Origin of the sequence: Methylohalobius crimeensis 10Ki (assembly GCF_000421465.1) — a bacterium.
In the GTDB taxonomy this organism is placed as follows: Bacteria; Pseudomonadota; Gammaproteobacteria; order Methylococcales; family Methylothermaceae; genus Methylohalobius; species Methylohalobius crimeensis.
Window position 1 is genome coordinate 340,437 of record NZ_ATXB01000001.1, and the last position, 18,243, is coordinate 358,679.

General features: G+C 55.7%; 20 protein-coding genes. 18 read left to right on the plus strand and 2 right to left on the minus strand.

The window, feature by feature from the left end:
* The 6 genes from tusB to amoB all read left to right on the plus strand — a co-directional run bounded on the left by tusB (position 1) and on the right by amoB (position 5,583).
* On the plus strand, positions 1–300 hold the full coding sequence (tusB, locus tag H035_RS0101850) for a sulfurtransferase complex subunit TusB (RefSeq protein WP_022947311.1): 300 nt from the start codon (positions 1–3) through the stop codon (positions 298–300).
* Positions 297–629 (plus strand): TusE/DsrC/DsvC family sulfur relay protein, encoded by a 333-nt coding sequence (locus tag H035_RS0101855; RefSeq protein ID WP_407635333.1) that lies wholly within the window; start codon positions 297–299, stop codon positions 627–629. The genes tusB and H035_RS0101855 overlap by 4 nt, the downstream gene beginning before the upstream one ends.
* Positions 630–722: 93 nt before the next feature.
* Positions 723–2,393: a formate--tetrahydrofolate ligase gene (locus H035_RS0101860; protein ID WP_022947313.1), complete on the plus strand. Its 1,671-nt coding sequence runs from the start codon at positions 723–725 to the stop codon at positions 2,391–2,393.
* A gap of 203 nt (positions 2,394–2,596) precedes the next feature.
* The gene (amoC, locus tag H035_RS0101865) at positions 2,597–3,403 is read left to right on the plus strand and encodes a bacterial ammonia monooxygenase, subunit AmoC (RefSeq protein WP_022947314.1); all 807 of its coding nucleotides are present in this window, start codon (positions 2,597–2,599) and stop codon (positions 3,401–3,403) included.
* Between the two features lie 142 nt (positions 3,404–3,545).
* Positions 3,546–4,289 (plus strand): bacterial ammonia monooxygenase, subunit AmoA, encoded by a 744-nt coding sequence (gene amoA / locus H035_RS0101870; protein WP_022947315.1) that lies wholly within the window; start codon positions 3,546–3,548, stop codon positions 4,287–4,289.
* A gap of 52 nt (positions 4,290–4,341) precedes the next feature.
* The gene (gene amoB / locus H035_RS0101875) at positions 4,342–5,583 is read left to right on the plus strand and encodes a bacterial ammonia monooxygenase, subunit AmoB (protein WP_022947316.1); all 1,242 of its coding nucleotides are present in this window, start codon (positions 4,342–4,344) and stop codon (positions 5,581–5,583) included.
* A gap of 683 nt (positions 5,584–6,266) precedes the next feature.
* Here the strand turns inward: amoB and H035_RS0101885 are convergent.
* A complete protein-coding gene (locus H035_RS0101885) occupies positions 6,267–6,785 on the minus strand; it encodes a YcxB family protein (protein WP_022947318.1) in 519 nt (172 codons plus the stop codon).
* Between the two features lie 91 nt (positions 6,786–6,876).
* On the opposite strand from H035_RS0101885, the gene H035_RS0101890 reads away from it, so the two are divergent.
* Positions 6,877–7,407: a glycine cleavage system protein R gene (locus H035_RS0101890; RefSeq protein ID WP_022947319.1), complete on the plus strand. Its 531-nt coding sequence runs from the start codon at positions 6,877–6,879 to the stop codon at positions 7,405–7,407.
* Between the two features lie 10 nt (positions 7,408–7,417).
* The gene (locus H035_RS0101895; protein ID WP_022947320.1) at positions 7,418–7,903 is read left to right on the plus strand and encodes a peroxiredoxin; all 486 of its coding nucleotides are present in this window, start codon (positions 7,418–7,420) and stop codon (positions 7,901–7,903) included.
* Here the strand turns inward: H035_RS0101895 and H035_RS17730 are convergent.
* Positions 7,881–9,056, minus strand: coding sequence for an AI-2E family transporter (locus tag H035_RS17730; protein ID WP_022947321.1), 1,176 nt, complete (start codon positions 9,054–9,056; stop codon positions 7,881–7,883). The genes H035_RS0101895 and H035_RS17730 overlap by 23 nt on opposite strands.
* 271 nt (positions 9,057–9,327) lie before the next feature.
* Between H035_RS17730 and H035_RS0101905 the strand changes: the two genes are divergently transcribed.
* From H035_RS0101905 to H035_RS17735, 10 genes are all read left to right on the plus strand, one after another.
* On the plus strand, positions 9,328–12,165 hold the full coding sequence (locus H035_RS0101905) for a ribonucleoside-diphosphate reductase subunit alpha (RefSeq protein ID WP_026596162.1): 2,838 nt from the start codon (positions 9,328–9,330) through the stop codon (positions 12,163–12,165).
* A gap of 286 nt (positions 12,166–12,451) precedes the next feature.
* Entirely contained in the window at positions 12,452–13,561 is a 1,110-nt protein-coding gene (locus H035_RS0101910; RefSeq protein WP_022947323.1) for a ribonucleotide-diphosphate reductase subunit beta, read from the plus strand.
* Positions 13,562–13,659: 98 nt separating this feature from the next.
* Entirely contained in the window at positions 13,660–13,848 is a 189-nt protein-coding gene (locus H035_RS0101915; RefSeq protein ID WP_022947324.1) for a hypothetical protein, read from the plus strand.
* Positions 13,845–14,138 (plus strand): type II toxin-antitoxin system RelE/ParE family toxin, encoded by a 294-nt coding sequence (locus H035_RS0101920; protein ID WP_022947325.1) that lies wholly within the window; start codon positions 13,845–13,847, stop codon positions 14,136–14,138. Before H035_RS0101915 ends, H035_RS0101920 begins: the two co-directional genes overlap by 4 nt.
* A 38-nt stretch (positions 14,139–14,176) precedes the next feature.
* Positions 14,177–14,404 carry a hypothetical protein gene (locus tag H035_RS22120; protein ID WP_022947326.1) on the plus strand — a complete coding sequence of 76 codons (228 nt, stop codon included), beginning with the start codon at positions 14,177–14,179 and terminating at the stop codon, positions 14,402–14,404.
* Positions 14,405–14,519: 115 nt separating this feature from the next.
* Positions 14,520–15,593 carry a hypothetical protein gene (locus tag H035_RS0101930; RefSeq protein WP_022947327.1) on the plus strand — a complete coding sequence of 358 codons (1,074 nt, stop codon included), beginning with the start codon at positions 14,520–14,522 and terminating at the stop codon, positions 15,591–15,593.
* 73 nt (positions 15,594–15,666) lie between these two features.
* Entirely contained in the window at positions 15,667–16,164 is a 498-nt protein-coding gene (locus H035_RS0101935; protein WP_022947328.1) for a hypothetical protein, read from the plus strand.
* Between the two features lie 69 nt (positions 16,165–16,233).
* Entirely contained in the window at positions 16,234–16,956 is a 723-nt protein-coding gene (locus H035_RS0101940; protein WP_022947329.1) for a GIY-YIG nuclease family protein, read from the plus strand.
* A 102-nt stretch (positions 16,957–17,058) separates the two neighbouring features.
* Positions 17,059–17,484 carry a hypothetical protein gene (locus tag H035_RS0101945; protein WP_022947330.1) on the plus strand — a complete coding sequence of 142 codons (426 nt, stop codon included), beginning with the start codon at positions 17,059–17,061 and terminating at the stop codon, positions 17,482–17,484.
* A gap of 133 nt (positions 17,485–17,617) precedes the next feature.
* Positions 17,618–18,151, plus strand: coding sequence for a hypothetical protein (locus H035_RS17735; protein WP_022947331.1), 534 nt, complete (start codon positions 17,618–17,620; stop codon positions 18,149–18,151).
* Positions 18,152–18,243 lie beyond the last annotated feature (92 nt).

Consider the following 18,243-nt stretch of genomic DNA (forward strand, 5'->3'; position numbering starts at 1 on the left):
ATGGGCGTTCTGTATTTGGTATCCCGCTCCCCTTATACCAGCCTGGATCTGGCCCAATGCTTGGCGCGGGTGGGGGATGGCGATGCGCTGTTGTTGTTGGCCGATGCGGTTTATGCCGCCGTTCCGGGCAACCCCGTGGCCGAGGCGCTCGAAGCCTGTTCGGCTGCTTGCCATGTCCTCATCCCCGATTTGGAGGCGCGGGGGATCGCGAGAGAGAACCGATTGCCATCGCTGGTTCCGGTGGATTTCGAGGGGTTCGTGGATTTGACCGTGGATTATGAACGGATTGTGTCATGGTGATGTTGGAAGTGGATGGCCGGTCGCTGCCATTGACCGGAGACGGTTTCTTGGCCGATCCCGCCGGCTGGGACGAAAGGGTGGCGGCCGCGTTGGCGCGGCGCGAGAAAATCTCCTTGACCGAGGCCCACTGGGAGATCATTCATTTCATCCGCGCCTACTATGAGCGGGTTCGGCATTTGCCCAATATGCGCATGTTCGTGAAGGCGGTGGCCCAATCCCTGGGAGAGGAGAAAGGCAACAGTCGTTACCTTCATCGCCTGTTTCCCAAGGGGCCGCTGAAATACGCCTGCAAATTGGCGGGCCTTCCCAAGCCGCCCCATTGCATTTGAGTTCGTGAGCCGGCGGAATCGCTTCGAATTGCGCGGAGATCGATCCCCCTGCTAATCTGTTCAGTTTCGTCTCTTCGCGGAGGACAGACAGTCATGCGCTCTGACATCGAAATCGCCCAGCAGGCGACCATGCGGCCCATTGTGGAATTGGCCGGGGAAAAGTTCGATCTCGATCCCATCCATTTGGATCCCTACGGCCACTACAAAGCCAAGCTGTCTCTGGACTACATCCAAGGGCTTAAGGATCGTCCCCGGGGAAAGTTGATTTTGGTGACCGCCATCAGTCCGACGCCCGCCGGGGAGGGGAAGACCACCACCACGGTGGGATTGGGCGACGCCTTGAACCGTATCGGCAAGCAAGCATTGGTCTGCCTGCGGGAGCCCTCCCTGGGACCCTGCTTCGGCATCAAGGGAGGCGCCGCCGGCGGCGGGCGGGCGCAAGTCGTGCCCATGGAAGACATCAATCTCCATTTCACCGGAGATTTTCACGCCATCGGCGTGGCTCATAACCTGCTCTCCGCCATGGCCGACAACCATATCCACCACGGCAATTCCCTGGACCTGGATGTGCGCCAAATGGCCTGGAAACGGGTGATCGATATGAACGATCGCAATTTGCGCCACATCCTGGAAGGCTTGGGCGGCAAGATCAATGGCGTCCCGCGCGAAGACGGCTTCGACATCGTGGTGGCATCCGAGGTGATGGCCATTCTATGCCTCGCCGAATCCCTCGGCGAATTGAAGGAGCGCCTCGGCAACGTGCTGGTGGGCCATACCCGCGCCGGCAAACCGGTTTTCGCCCGGGACCTGAAGGCGCAAGGCGCGATGGCGGCACTGCTGAAAGATGCGATTCGCCCGAACTTGGTCCAGACACTGGAAAACAACCTGGTGTTTATCCATGGCGGACCGTTCGCCAACATCGCCCACGGATGCAATTCCGCCATCGCCACCAAAACCGCCCTCAAAATGGCGGATTACGTCGTGACCGAGGCGGGTTTCGGCGCCGATCTGGGGGCCGAAAAATTCATCGACATCAAATGCCGAAAAACCGGGCTTCAGCCCGATGCGGTGGTATTGGTGGCGACGGTTCGGGCGCTGAAAATGCACGGCGGAGTGGCCAAGGATGCCTTGCAGCGGGAAAATCTGGCCGCCCTGGAAGCCGGTATGGTGAATCTGGAGCGTCATCTCCGAAATATCCGCGAGCATTTCGGCCTCTCCTGCGTGGTGGCCATCAATCATTTCGTTTCCGACACGGAAGCCGAGATTGCCCTTCTTCAACAGAGAATCGCCGCGCTGGGCGCCAAGGCGGTCGTCTGTCGCCATTGGGCCGAAGGCGGTGCCGGCGCGGAAGAGTTGGCCCGCGAGATCTTGCAAGCGGTCGATGAGCCCTCCCAATGCCGCTTTCTTTACCCGGACGATGCGCCGCTTTGGGACAAGATCGAGGCGATCGCCACCAAGCTATACGGCGCCGCGGGGATTTCCGCGGAACCCAAGGTCAGACAGCAGGTGGAAAGACTCAGCGATGAATATCGCCATTATCCGGTATGTATCGCCAAAACCCAATATTCCTTCGCCTCCGATCCCGAATTGCGGGGCGCGCCCGAAGGCCACACGCTGACTATTCGGGAGGTTAGACCCGCCCACGGGGCCGAATTCCTGGTGGTCGTGTGCGGCAACATCATGACCATGCCCGGCCTGCCGAAGCAGCCCGCGGCGGAACGGATCGACATCGATGAACAAGGCAGAATTAGCGGGCTTTTTTGAGGGTTTCAAAAGGGGTGGGGCAAATGCCGCAATCGGGTGCGGGATATGCCGCAAAAGAGTCTTGACAACTTTCAACCGAATGCTAGACTGCCCGTTACCGAAAGGAAGGAGGTCGCCTTCTGGGTTAACCTGGGGGGTGAAAGGTTTTAAGGAAGGAGCGATTAAAAATAAACTTTGAGTGAACTGATAAGGAGGTAACTCAAATGGCTGCAACGACACAAGCAGTAGGCGCGGCAGCGCAAGATGCCCCGCTTCTGGACAAGAAATGGCTGGCGTTCGCGCTGGGCATTTACACGGTTTTCTACGCGTGGGTACGTTGGTACGAAGGGGTTTATGGCTGGTCGGCCGGTCTGGACTCGTTCGCTCCGGAATTCGAAAAATACTGGATGAACTTCCTGTACACCGAAATCGTACTGGAAGTGGTCACGGCCTCGGTGCTGTGGGGCTACCTGTGGAAGAGCCGGGACCGCAACCTGGACGCCTTGGCGCCGCGTGAAGAACTGCGTCGCAACATGACCCACCTGATCTGGCTGGTGGCTTATGCCTGGGCCATTTACTGGGGTGCGAGCTACTTCACCGAGCAGGACGGCACCTGGCACCAAACCATCGTTCGGGACACCGACTTCACCCCGAGCCACATCATCGAATTCTACCTGAGCTACCCGATCTACATCATCACCGGGTTTGCGGCGATGATCTATGCGCACACCCGTCTGCCCTACTTCAACTACCAGAAGAAGGGTTTTTCGGTGGCTTATATGATCACCGTGGTGGGACCGTTCATGATTCTTCCCAACGTGGGTCTGAACGAATGGGGTCACACCTTCTGGTTCATGGAAGAGCTGTTCGTGGCGCCGCTGCACTATGGCTTCGTGTTCTTCGGTTGGATGGCGCTGTCGATTCTGGGCTTGCTGCTGCAAGTGTTCGCCAGCTTCGCCAACCTGATTGGAAGCGACCTGTGCGGTTCGGACGTATACAGCAGCGGCGACGCTGCCACCTGGGCGGACTAATCGCCTGCCGAGGTTAGAATCCATAGGAAGCGCGACCTGGGGGGCCGCTGGGGTGCTGGCGGCTCTCCTGCCAGGGAGGCGAAACCACAAGGCGTGAGTTCAATTAATGAACGAGCAACAACAAGAGACTTGGAGGTAAGTAATGAGCACTACAACGTCTGCAGTTCGGTCACACGCCGAAGCAGTGCAGGTGTCCAGGACGGTTGACTACCTGGGCCTGTTTATCCTGTTCTTCGTATTGACCGGTTCCTACCACATTCACGGCATGCTGACCATGGGCGACTGGGACTTCTGGTCCGACTGGAAAGACCGTCGTCTGTGGGTGACCGTCTACCCGATCGTCATGATCACCTTCCCGGCCGCGGTGCAAGCGGTGATTTGGGAACGTCTGCGCCTGCCTTTCGGGGCCACCATTTCCATTCTGGGCATTCTGCTGGGTGAATGGATCAACCGCTACTTCAACTTCTGGGGATGGACCTACTTCCCGATCAACTTCGTCTTCCCGACGGCGGCGGTCCACATGGCCATCTTCCTGGACGTGGTCCTGATGCTGTCCAGCAGCTTCCTGTTCACGGCCGTGGTTGGCGGCTTGGGCTGGGGTCTGTTGATGTACCCGGGCAACTGGCCGGTGATCGCACCGCTGCACGTGCCTGTGGAATACAACGGCATGCTGATGTCCGTGGCCGACATCCAAGGCTACCATTACGTCCGTACGGGTACGCCCGAATACATCCGGATGGTTGAAAAAGGCACCCTGCGTACCTTCGGTAAAGACGTGGCGCCGGTATCCGCGTTCTTCTCCGGCTTCATGTCCATCCTGATCTACTTCATGTGGCACTTTGTGGGCCGTTGGTTCGGCACTGTGAAATTCGTCAAGAAGACCTGATGAAGAATAGTTTGACGAACGACACACGAGACAACAATTGAGGAGGAAATCGATGAAAACGATAAGAGACAGGATCGCGCGCTGGTCGCTGGTTGGTCTGTTGATGACCCTGGCGGCGGCGATGATGTACACCCCGACGGCCTCGGCCCACGGTGAAAAATCCCAGGCAGCCTTCCTGCGGATGCGGACCATTCACTTCTTCGACCTGAACTGGTCCACGGACATGCTCAACATCAACGAAGAGATGGAAATCTCGGGCAAGATCCACATCTTCGAAGGCTGGCCGGACTCGGTGGATCCCCCGTCCGTCTCCTTCCTGAACATCGGCATTCCGGGCCCGGTGTTGATTCGTAAAGAATCCTACATCGGCGACCAATTCGTGCCGCGTTCGGTGGAACTGCACCTGGGTGACACCTACAGCTTCCGCGTGGTGCTGAAAGCACGTCGTCCCGGGGAATGGCACGTTCACCCCATGGTCAACGTCGAAGGCGGCGGTCCGATCATCGGCCCGGGTAAATGGGTCACCATCAACGGCTCCATGAGCAACTTCAAAAACCCGGTGACCACCCTGACCGGGCAAACCGTGGACCTGGAAGGCTACAACGAAGGCAACGTTTGGTTCTGGCACGTTCTGTGGTATGCCTTGGGCGTTGCCTGGATCCTGTACTTCGTGCGCAACCCGGTCTTCATTCCGCGCCTGTTGATGGTCAATGCGGGCCGTGGTGACGAACTGGTCACCCCGCTGGACAAAAAGGTCGGCATGCTGTTCGGTGCGGCCACCATCCTGCTGGTGATCTTCGGCTACAGCAGCGCGCAAAGCAAATACCCGGTGACCATTCCGCTGCAAGCGGGCACCATGCGGGGTATCAAGGCGCTGGAAATGCCGGCACCGCAAGTGTCGGTGAGCGTGGACGAAGCCACCTATCGCGTGCCGGGTCGCGCCATGCGGATGGTTCTGACCGTGACCAACAACAGCGATCGTCCGCTTCAGCTGTGCGAATTCAACACCGCCTCGGTTCGCTTCATGAACCCGGCAGTGTGTGAAGACGACAGCGGCTATCCGGAAGACCTGCTGGCGGAAGAAGGCCTCAACGTCGACGGCGGAGCGATCGGTCCGGGTGAAACCAAGACCATCAACGTCACCGCCTCTGACGCGGCCTGGGAAGTGTATCGTCTGTCGGACATCATCTACGATCCGGATAGCCGGATGGGTGGCATGCTGATGTTCTACGACGATGCCGGCAACCGTCAAATCGTGACCATCGACGCACCGCTGATCCCGACCTTCATGTAAGGTCCGGACCGCGACTGCGGTCACATATAACAACAATAACGACTGACCTATTCAAAGCCCCCTCATTGAGGGGGCTTTTTTAATGTCAGTGGAAGAATTCAAGGTGGCTGTTTACAAAGCTGCTCCGATGGCTTGACCCCGTCCCCGGGGGGCTCGTATCGAGACCCGCCGGTTCGCGAAAGCGCACCGGTTAAGCCCCCGAGCCCTTTAAGTCGGATCACCTTCGGGGTAACTTTGTAAACAGCCTCTAAACACGTCCGGATGGGCAAATTCGAACTAATGCAAGGAGAAGTGCAGCCGCCGGCGGGTTTCACCGCGGTATACCGGGCAAGTGTCTACGTGATGCTGTAAAAGCTACCGCTGGAGGCGCCCGACGAGCCTTTGCTCTGTCGCTTGCAAAGCATGGGCTCTGCTGCGGCAGCGTCTCAAGTGGGGTTGGCTGCTGCCTTGATGGATTGGGCGGAGGGGCGAATGAGACCGCTACAGCGATTCTGGAGCGTGAATATCCGAAGCAAACCAACAGGATAGATCTGTGGAGATCGTTCGACCACCACATGGATACTCGGGGAAAGGGGATTTCGAGGCGTTGGCGGAAGTCCGCCCGGCGCGTTTCTACCGCGCCGGGCGGGCAGGGGAAAAGGTTTCCGGAGCCGGAAAACCGCTATCTGGCGGAATAAATTCGGCTAATCGGCCGATGAAATGCGTTTGTCGGCGATTTGAATGAATTTCTTTAGGTCGCCTTGGACGGTTTTACGCGGAACGATCAGCGCCATGTCGATATCCAGATAAATGAAGACGTAACGCTTGAGCGCCTCGATTCGGACGATATCCCGCCAGGGAATCCGATTTTCTTCTCCCTCGCCGATTTCCACCAATGCCTGAGGTTCCAGGCGGAGCCGGCGCTTTCCCAGTAACTGTTGCTTATCCGAGTCGCTGTACAATTTCAAGGTTTTGCGGCGGATGTTATATTTGATGATCAAAGGCGATAGGTAATGCCAAGCCACGGCGATCACGGCGATGCCGATGGCGCTCAAGGTGTTGGCATAGAAGAAGCCGACGACGAACGCCAGAAAGGCGAGGACGGCGGGGAAGGTGATTTGATGGCGGCGCAGGATTTTCTGGTAGTCCTCCTTCTCCTGAATCTGATGTTCGGTGAAGGCGGTTAGGTCCCGTTGCCGCAGCTCGTATTCGATTTCTAACATATTTGGAGATATTCCGTATTTTTATGATGGGGCCAAAACGTTTTATTGTAACCGATCGGGAAAATCTTGCGCTTCCAGACCGCGGTGAAATATGCAATTGATGATTACCGCCCTCGAGCCCACCGGTATCCGCCTATTTGAGCGGATCCTCGCCGGGATTCAGGAAAACGCCTGTTGTGTGCTGGAAAGCCGGATGAGTCGTCTGGCGGATGGCTGCGCCTGCTATTTTTTGGTGGAAGGCAACTGGAATCATATCGCACGCTTGGAGAGCGTCCTGAGCGGACTTCAGCCACAGGCCCATCTGTTTTTCAATCGGGTTCCCGACAGCGCCGCGGAAAAAAAATCGGGCGAATTGCTCTACGTGGCGGACCTGGTGGCCCGGGACAATTACGAGGTCCTGAACGACGTCGCCCGATTCTTTACCCTCCAGGGGGTCGTTCTCCAGGATCTGCGCTCCAGTCGCTACGGGGTCCCCTACGTGGATGGATCGGTATGCACGATTCATTTGCTGTTGCGGATTCCCGAGGGCATCTCCATGCTTTCCCTGCGCGACGAATTTCTGGATTTCTGCGAACAAATGTCAGTGGATGCCATTTTGGAACCGATCAAGCCTGTCTATTGAAGGAGGAGTTGTGAGCGAAGCCCAAGCCATTCAGCCGGGACAACCGGTGCCGGAGTTCGAATCCCCCGCCACGGGAGATCGGACGGTCAAATTATCCGATCTTTTGGGGCAATACGTGGTTTTGTACTTTTATCCCAAGGATCATACCCCCGGATGCACCACCGAAGGACGCGCCTTTCGGGATTTATACCCCGAATTTCAACGCCTCAACGCGGAAATCTTCGGCGTTTCCCGCGACAGCCTCAAGACCCATGCAAATTTCAAAGCCCGCCAGGAGTTCCCCTTCGATCTGATTTCCGACAAAGAAGAAACCCTCTGCCGCTTGTTCGGCGTGCTCAAGCAGAAAAAAATGTTCGGCCGCGAAGTCTTCGGGATCGAACGCAGCACTTTTCTGATCGATCCCGAAGGCCGGTTGCTGGCAGAGTGGCGGAAAGTGAAAGTAAAAGGCCACGCAGAAGCGGTGCTGGAGACGCTTAAGGAGTCGCAGTCCGGTTGAGGTCGCCGGAATCGCGCTCGGGCGCTTTAGGCTTTCGGGTCTTTTCCGGGCTCCCGTAGCGATTGTTTCGGGGCCAGGCGCTGAGCACCGCTTCCACCAGGGTCGCCAAGGGGATGGCGAAGAACACGCCCCAAAAACCCCAGAACCCGCCGAAGAAAAGAATCGCCACGATGATGGCGACGGGATGCAGATTGACCACCTCGGCGAACAGAATCGGCACCAATACCATGGCGTCCAATGCCTGGAGCACGAAATAGGCGATGGTGATGTACCAGAAGGGGGTGGTCAGGTTCCATTGGAAATAGGCGACCACCAAAATGGGAAAGGTCACCACCGTGGCGCCGATGTAGGGAATGATCACCGACAATCCCACCAGCACCGACAAAAGGAGGGCGTATTTGAGCCCCAGCAGGGAAAAGGTGAGATAGCTGGCGCCGAAGACGATCAGGATTTCGATGGCCTTGCCGCGGATGTAATTGCCGATCTGTACATCCACGTTTCGCCAAACCTGGGCGGTCAAGTGGATGTCCTTGGGCAGGAATTGCTGCAGCCAGGTTTGGATTTTGGTCTTGTCCTTGAGAAAGAAGAACACTAGGACCGGCACCAAAATCACGTACACGATAATCGAGATGACGTTGACCAGGGAAGCATAGGAATAGGTCACCAAGGTCTGTCCCATGGTGATCAACTCCCGACGCACGGCGGCGATCATTTGATCGACCTGACCCTGATTGATGAATTCCGGATAACGTTCCGGCAACCGGTTGAGCAAGGCCAAGCCCTGGGTCACCATGGCGGGCAGTTGCTGGACCAGCTGGGCCAATTGCTGATAGAGCAGGGGCAGGAGGGCGATGACGATGAACAGGAGCATCGTCATGAACGCCACGAACACGCCGAAGACCGCCGCCAAGCGGGGCGTTCGCCAGGCTTCCAGGGATTGCACCAGGCCCTCCAGGAGATAGGCGATCACCAGGGCGGCGAAGACGGGCATCATCATATCCGCCAAAAACACCACCCCCAGAAACCCCAGCGCCAGCAGCAGGGTCAGGGCGATGGCCTGCGGCGTGGGGAAAATGCGTCGAAACCATTTGAGCAGTATGTCCATTAGGGTGGTGGGGGTCGTGGCCGGTTGCAGGTGTTTCTGATTGGGCATGGGGCGTTCTCGTTGTAATTATTAAATTTGATCCTCCTCGTCTATATTTTGCCAAAAGATACCGATCGATCCGGGGTTATTTGCCTCTCCCATCCACCTTGGGCCCGCCCGGGTTATCCACAGCTTATGCACTTCCCGTCCACAGTCTACTCACCGAAAAATCACAGCATATAGTGTTTATAGGTATGGAAAAATACTATCTGTTGTGATTAAAATATTCGGCAAAGAATACTTCAGAGCGAACATCACAACCATCAGGCGGGAGAAAAAAATGCAACCCAACATCGTCAGCCCCTTGAGCGAGGCGGAAATCGAAGCGCTCGGCCCGGCCGAGCTGAGCGCCGAAGTGCAAGCCATGATCCCGGGCGAGCTGAAGGTCATCCGGCGCAACGGCAAACTGACCGGCTTCGATCCGAGCAAGATCCGGCTCGCCATCACCAAGGCCTTTCTCGCCATGGAAGGCGGCCAGGCCGCCGCCAGCCGCCGCATTCACGACATCGTGGCCGAGCTCACCGAACAGGTGGTGCGGGCCCTGATGCGCCGACAACCCGACGGCGGCACCATCCACATCGAGGACATCCAGGACCAGGTGGAACTGGCCCTGATGCGCGGCGGCTATCAAAAGGTGGCGCGCGCCTACGTCCTCTACCGGGAGGAGCGGGCGCGGCTGCGGGCGAAGAAGGACAAGAAGGCCAAGGCTTCCTCCCCGGCCGAATTGCACGTCACCGACGCCGCCGGCAACCGCAAGCCCCTGGACGAGGCCCGCATGCGGGCGGTGGTGGAAGAATCCTGCCGCGGGCTCGAAGACGTGGACGGCGACTGGATTTTGGCCGAGGCGCGGCGCAATCTCTACGACGGCGTGCCCGAGAACGAAGTGGTGGACACCCTGGTGATGGCCGCGCGCCTGCGCATCGAACAGTCCCCCGACTACAGCTTTGTTGCGGCGCGCCTGCTCTTGGACAAGATCCGCTCCGAGGCCCTGGGCTTTCTCAGCGGCCACTTCGAGACCGCCACCGGCAGCGAAATGGGGGAGCACTACGCCGGCTACCTGGAGCAATACGTGCGCCGCGGCATCGAGCTGGAACTGCTCGATCCGGTACTGGGGCAATACGATCTGGAAAAACTGGGCCGGGCGATCCGGCCCGAGCGTGACTTCCAATTCACCTATCTGGGTCTCCAGACCCTCTACGACCGCTATTTCATCCATCATCAGGGGAATCGCTTCGAGCTGCCCCAGGCCTTCTTCATGCGGGTGGCGATGGGACTGGCCAAGAACGAGATCGAGCGGGAAGAGAAGGCGATCGAATTCTACGATTTGATCTCCCGCTTCGACTTCATGTGCTCCACCCCCACCCTGTTCAACTCGGGGACCTTGCGCCCCCAACTGTCCTCCTGCTATCTGACCACCATTCCCGACGACCTGGAGGGCATCTTCAACGGGGTCAAGGAAGACGCCATGCTGTCCAAGTACGCCGGCGGCCTGGGCAACGACTGGACCCGGGTGCGGGCCATGGGCGCCCACATCAAGGGCACCAACGGCTCGTCCCAGGGGGTGGTGCCGTTCATGAAGGTGGCCAACGACACCGCGGTGGCGGTCAACCAGGGAGGGAAACGCAAGGGCGCCATCTGCGCCTATCTGGAAACCTGGCACCTGGACATCGAAGAATTCCTGGATCTGCGCAAGAACACCGGCGAGGAGCGCCGCCGCACCCACGACATGAACACCGCCAATTGGGTCCCGGATCTGTTCATGAAGCGGGTGGCGGAAGAGGGCGAGTGGACCCTGTTCTCCCCCGACGACGTGCCCGATCTCCACGACAAGTACGGCAAGGACTTCGAGCAGGCTTATCTCGCCTACGAGGAAAAGGCCGCGCGCGGGGAAAGTATCCTGTTCAAGAAGGTGCCCGCGGTGCAGTTGTGGCGCAAGATGCTCACCATGCTGTTCGAGACCGGCCACCCCTGGATCACCTTCAAGGACCCCTGCAACCTGCGCTCGCCCCAGCAGCACGTCGGCGTCGTGCACAGCTCCAACCTGTGCACCGAGATCACCCTGAACACCTCCGACGAGGAAATCGCGGTGTGCAATCTGGGATCGATCAACCTGGCCCGCCACGTGACCGAAGCCGGTATCGACATGGACAAGCTGGCCGCCACCTGCGGCACCGCCATGCGGATGCTCGACAACGTGATCGACATCAATTTCTACAGCGTGCCCAAGGCGCGCCGCTCCAACCTGCGCCATCGGCCGGTGGGGTTGGGAGTGATGGGCTTCCAGGACGCCCTCTACCAGCTGCGCATCCCCTATACCAGCGACGAGGCGGTGGCCTTCGCCGACCGCAGCATGGAAGCGATCAGCTACCACGCCATCGACGCCTCCAGCCGCCTGGCCGAGGAGCGCGGCCGCTATCCCACCTTCGAGGGTTCGCTGTGGAGCCGGGGGGTGCTGCCCATCGATTCCATCGACCGGCTGCAGGAAGCGCGGGGCGATTACCTGGACATGGACCGCGGCGCCACCCTGGATTGGGACGCCCTGCGCGAAAAGGTGAAGACCTGCGGCATGCGCAATTCCAATTGCCTGGCCATCGCCCCCACCGCCACCATTTCCAACATCTGCGGGGTGTCCCAGTCGATCGAGCCCACCTTCCAGAACCTGTACGTCAAATCCAACCTGTCGGGCGAGTTCACCGTGGTCAATCCCTACCTGGTGGCGGAGCTGAAGGCGCGGGAACTGTGGGACGAGGTGATGATCAACGACCTCAAGTACTACGACGGTAGCGTGCAGATGATCGACCGCATCCCGAACGACCTCAAGGTGCTCTACGCCACCGCCTTCGAGATCGACCCGCGCTGGCTGGTGGAGGCCGCGTCGCGGCGCCAGAAATGGCTGGATCAGAGCCAGTCCCTCAACCTGTACATGCCCGAGCCGTCCGGCAAGAAGCTGGACGCCCTCTACAAGCTGGCCTGGCTGCGAGGACTCAAGACCACCTACTACCTGCGCTCCCTGGGGGCGAGCCGGGTGGAGCGGCATACCCCGCAGGCGGCCACGCCGGAACCGGAGTCGCCCAAGGTATGCTCGATCCTCGATCCCGAGTGCGAGGCTTGTCAGTGAGAAGGAGTTCGCCGGTGGGGGGCGGGCTCCGGCCGCTTGCCTTCCGGGACGCCGTGAACCCGTCCGTGGTCCCCCCACCCAACCCTCCCCCCGTTGGGGGGAGGGCTATAGGGAGGGGGGCGCAAACGCCCTACCGGCAAGCAACCGGAGCCCGCTCAGCAGACCTCCGCGGCGGACTCCCATCGCTGCCTTATTGCAAAAATCCCCCTCTCCCTGAGGGAGAGGGTCGGGGTGAGGGGGAATCAAACAAACAAATGACTTCCGAGATTTGAGAGGAGAAATCGCCATGTTGAACTGGGACGACCCGCTGGAAAGCATCAAAAAACAACCGGCCCCACAGCCGAAGGAACATTTCACCATGCCGGCGGTGGCCGCCGACCGGGCGGCGGAGGAATCCTCGGCCCGGGCGGATTCGCAAAACTACGACGGCGAAAAACGGCTGGTGGGCGGCAGCGACCTGACCGCCAACATCGCCCCGATCAAATACAAATGGGCCTGGGACGCTTACATGGCCTCCCAACGCAACTTCTGGATGCCCACCGAGATCGGCATGGGCGAAGACCTGATGACGCTCAAAAAGCTCAACGAAAACGAGCGCCACACCTTCTTCACCACCTTCGCCACCCTCACCACCGCCGACGCGCTCCACCAGCGCAACCTGGCCCTGGCCGTGTACGAACGCATCAGCGCGCCCGAGGTGGGCATGGCGGTCATCGCCCAGATGCACCAGGAAACCATCCACTCCATGAGCTACCAGCACGTCATCGAGGCGCTCAACTTCGACGAGGACGAGATCTACCTGCTGTATCAGAAAGTCCCCCCCATCCGCGCCAAGTTCGAATACAGCAACGAAAAGACCAAAGCGCTGCAGGGGCAGGGCGGAAGCCTGAAGGATTACGTCAGGGGCCTGTTCTTCTACTACATGATCTTCGAGGGGGTCTGGTTCATGGCCAACTTCTGCCCCATCTTCTCCATGCAGCGCCGGCGGCTCATGGTCCGCACCGGCGAACAGCTCCAATACATCGCCCGCGACGAATCCGGCCACGTCGCCTTCGGCCGCGCCCTGATCTCCGCTCTGTGGAAGGAAAACCCGGAAACCCGCCTGGAGGAAGCCGAAGCCCACGGCCTCATGCGCGAAGCGATGGAATTGGAAGAAGCCTACGCCCAATACACCGTCAAGCCCATGCTCGGCTACGACCTGGAACTCCACCGCCGCCACGTCCGCTCCCTGGCCAACCGCCGTATGCTGGACCTGGGTTTCTCGCCGCTCTATTCGGACCAAGAAGCGGAAAGCCTGCCGTGGTGGGAGGAGCAGGTCGCCGCCCGAAAGGAGAAGAATTTCTTCGAGACGCGGGTGACCGAATATCAGACTGGGGGGGCTTTGAGTTGGGAGTGAAGGCGGATTGATGGGAAGAGTGGCGTTATTTGAATCGGCGGAGAACTATTCGAGCAATCGGATAACCTGACGAATATCGATCCATGTAGAGGTGGAAAATGTCTACGATAGTCAGCAAAGAAGACGCCCATAAATTGATAGATCAGCTTCCCGCCAATGCAACGTGGGAAGACCTGATGCATGAAATCTACGTTCGAGAAGCGATCGAGAAAGGGCTCGAAGATAGTAAGGGAGGAAACACAAAGGATGTTGTAGAAATCAGGAAGAAATATGGATTACCTGAATGAAAGTTCATTGGACGGAAACAGCCGAAGCTCATTTGGATGCCATATATGCGTACATCGCCCAAAATTCGGAAACCTATGCGTTACGCACTGTGGATCGAATTACGAGACGATCGCAACAAATTGGTGAATTTCCGTTGTCTGGTCGAAAAGTCTCGGAATATCAGCATGATCAAATTAGGGAGGTTTTCTCTGGTCCATACAGAATCATTTATCACATAAAAGCAGACCAAGTTGATGTTATCGCTGTGATTCATGGAGCAATGAATGTGCTGGAAGGCGAAAAAGAATAGGAAAGGCCGAATAAAAGCCTCAATTCGGACTGTCTTAGTTGGAATATTGCTCCACCGTCAAGCCCATGCTCGGCTACGACCTGGAACTCCACCGCCGCCACGTCCGCTCCCTGGCCAACTGCCGTATGCTGGATCTGGGCTTCTCGCCGCTCTATTCGGACAACGAAGCGGAAAGCCTGCCGTGGTGGGAGGAGCAAGTCGCCGCCCGGAAGGAGAAGAATTTCTTCGAGACTCGGGTGACCGAGTATCAGACCGGGGGGCGTTGAGTTGGGAGTGAGGTTGGATTGGTGGGGGTGTGATGTTATGTGAATAGATGGAATCTGCCTATTGTCCTAATTAGAGATTTCTGTCTATTGAACTGTTAGCCAAAAAAGTATAGGTATGGAGATTCTGTTTTCACACGAGAGGTTGGGCGACTTTCTCCTTATAGAGGAAATGCTGTTTAGTAACCGCCTACTGATTGACCCTTTGGATTCGAGATCAGACCATCCGTGCAGATTAGTTAACTACTCTCTGGAAACAGAAAGCGAATTTCGGTGTTTGCTTGATAGAAATGTCGTTTCATATCTAATTGAGCTAGCAAAAGGAAGAAAGGTAACAACGAACAAGGATGGAGAGTGTTTCAGGTTAACAGCAGCACTTCAGGCGTTTTTGAATGCGTCCGGCATCATGTCAGAACCGAGCATGGCTTACCATGAGTACATGGAATCGTCCGGTCTAGAGAAGGCGGATAAAGAGCTGTCTTTATTTAGGTCGGCAGACAATTTGAATGCAAACATATATTTGGACATTGCAATAGGGAAAAGATCATCAGTTCCTGATGCCGAATTAGTGCCATATGAGGCGGGAGAGCTAGTAAATGCAGAAATTCCTCCTAAGCTTCGTCATTTCGAGAATAATATTGTTATTGTCAAAAAAGCTTTATCTTTGAAATCCAAGGGAAATACGGATTACCAAGTCTTACTTGATCTAATGGATTGGATTTATGAGAATTACGTATTTTCAGCTCCAGCATTTCACTTTTTATCAATTTACTTCAGCTCAAAGAGGATTTCACAGATGTTGAAGTCCCGCTCTATCACTGGAATACGTAATGCCACTTGGGATCTGTGTCTTATTCAGCAAATGATCACGAACGTTAAAGATAGCGACAATACGAATGTTCGCTGGCTCTTGAGTACGTTCGATCAGGCTGTAAAAGAAACTACTGACTACGTGTTTCTAAGATATGACGAATCAGTGGACGATTACTACTCAAGGCTGGAGACGTTATATTCCGAGATGTGGGGAAAGAAAAACAATTATGGAAACAATCTGCTGAATAAGTTGGTTGAATTCAACGATTCCGTCAACGATCCACAGAGAAACATCAATCGCCACAAGGGAAGCAGTGAGTATATATTATCTCTCAGAAAAGAGGTGGAGCGTGAGTTCCAGGCGTGTGAAATTGTCTAACAAAACCATTCACCGGACGTGCCAAAGGCGCGCGCCGGTGATGGTAAACGTTATACAGAGTCAAGGAGCTCAGATGCATCGGGATCATGACCCAGAATTTGTAGAGTGGGTTGCTGCGGAGATGGCGCAGTTTCGAGAGCATGTTACAGAGGCCGCTAATGCTTCTGGAGATCAGCGCTTGGCTGTACTGTTAACGCATCTGTATACCGAGCATCTGCTCGAGCGCTACCTGAAAGCCAAGCTCCCGAAAGGGGAGCGCCTTCTCAAGGATGAGTTCCTGATGTATCAAAAGAAGCTCGACTTCGCGGCAGCGCTTGGTGAACTTGATAATCAGCTCATTGACGGTCTTGGTAAGCTGAATAAGCTACGCAATAACTGTGCGCATAAGTTCAAATACTCCATGGATTCGGAAGAGTTGGAAAAACTTGGCAAGACGCTAGGAAAGGAATATTCAGAATTCAAGGAAAAATATCCAAACGATGAGCATGGATGGCTCGGGGCCACGCTTCCAAAAATCGCGGAGCGTCTGGCCACCGTGGTAGCGAGCGCTGAGATTGGCAAGCCTGTATAACCAAGCCATGCAGCCGACGCTCGTGCCTCGCGCGCCTGATGGCTGTCGTTATGCAATGAGAATCACCCTATGAAGAAATCTCATATTTTGGAGGAGATTCGTCGAACGGCGGAGCAAAATGGAGGGGTCCCGCTGGGTAGATCCCGGTTCCTTGCGGAAACAGGAATCCGCGAAAGTGACTGGATTGGAAAGCATTGGTTGCGATGGAGTGAAGCTGTCCGCGAGGCTGGATTTGAGCCGAACACCAAGCAGCAGCCCCTTGATGAAAATGAAGTCTTGGAAAAACTTGCTAATTTCGTGCGGGAGCTTGGTCATTATCCTGTATCGGCTGAACTTAGGCTGAAAGGCCGCAATGATAGCGAATTCCCGAGCCACAATGTTTTTGCTCGTTTTGGCCGGAAATCCGAAGTGGCCTCAGCCCTTTTGACATGGTGTGAGGGGAATCCGGGCTGGGAAGATGTTGAGGCGATTTGCGCTCCATTGGCGGAACGACCTGAAGAAGAATCTGGTGCCGATGAAATTGAGGAAGAGCCGGAGTATGGTTTTGTATACCTATTGAAGTCCGGTAAGTATTTCAAGATTGGACGCAGCAACTCACCGGGGCGTCGTATATATGAGCTTTCCATCCAGTTGCCGGAGCGAGTCAAGACGGTTCATACCATAAAAACTGACGACCCTGCTGGCATTGAGCAGTACTGGCACCGTAGGTTCGCTGACCGTCGTAAGAATGGTGAGTGGTTTGAGCTTAGAAGAGAAGACGTATCGGCTTTTAGGCGCCGAAAGTTTATGTGAATGATGCATAACCAGTGCGTCAACGCGGATTGCTTTTTCCGCTGGCGCTCCAAAAGCAACCGGTTACGCAAGCGTTAAACGTCACGAACCAAGGAGTAAATTTTGAGTATTGATTTATGGATTAGTATTGCTCTAGCTATTCCTTTAGCTATCGTTGCGAATCTTTTTACACCCAAGCTTCAAAAGTGGCTAGATTCGCGCCTGGAGCGTAGTAAAAAAGCAAAAATTGAGAAAAAGGAAGCTGCGAGACAGTTGCAGCTTGGAGAGCTCCAAAAGGAGCTGTTAGAGGTATCTAAACTCCATTCTGACAAAGCCGATTTGAATCAGCTATTCCTTGTATCGCTAATCAAAGTTGCGATGTATGGTGCAATTGGAACTATTTACGGAGCCATCTTCCCTTTGATGGGGGAATTAACAAGTTGGGGGGGGGATTGGTGGGGTCGTTGGAAGAACTGGAGCGCAAATAACCGCTCTAGCAGTTTCGATGCTCATTTTCATGACTTGTGCTCAAACAATGAGAATGCATAAGAAAGTCAGAGATTTCGAAGAGTATGAGAAGAATACTAAATCACTTATTTCTGAGCTTGAAGGTAAAAACGTTTAACAAAGCATTGCAGCGGACAAGCCGCTGAATGCGGCGTTAGTGTACAAGGAGGCATAATTGAAAATTGATGATTTGGTACGTAGATCTGAAGAGCTAATTCAGCTTGGGTTAAAAGCTAAGCAAACCAATAAAGGCAGAAATCAATCGATTTGGGTTGAGTGCGAAATTTTCTATACATTTAGAGCCTCTTCACTTTCCTTCTTATCGAATATATTCGGCGCTCAGCATTGCTATTATACTGAATTCTCCAAAACTGTTGGTGCTCCCCACCTAGACAAAACGGAGTCAGGTATAGGCATTATAAAAGCGGTAAAAAATGAATTGGAGGGTGGTTGGTTAACATCGGCAAAAGGGTTAATTTCGGCTGAAATATTCTCAGATTTTATTGAGATGGCCGACCATCTTTTATCTGAGAACTATAAAGATGCAGCAGCAGTAACACTAGGTAGCGTTCTTGAAGAGCATCTTAGAACCCTTGCTTCAGTAAACGGTATTGAAACAGAATATGAGAAGGATGGAAAGTTACTTCCAAGAATATTCGGGGTCAGAGTAACATTTATGTTTCAACATTGCGATTTCGTGCGCTGGTAATAGCGGCTAAACGTTACTCTGACCCCTAATATTCAGGCCTACCTCAAATGGCGCAAGGCGCTCAAGGAAGAGTGGAAGCAGCATCCGGAATG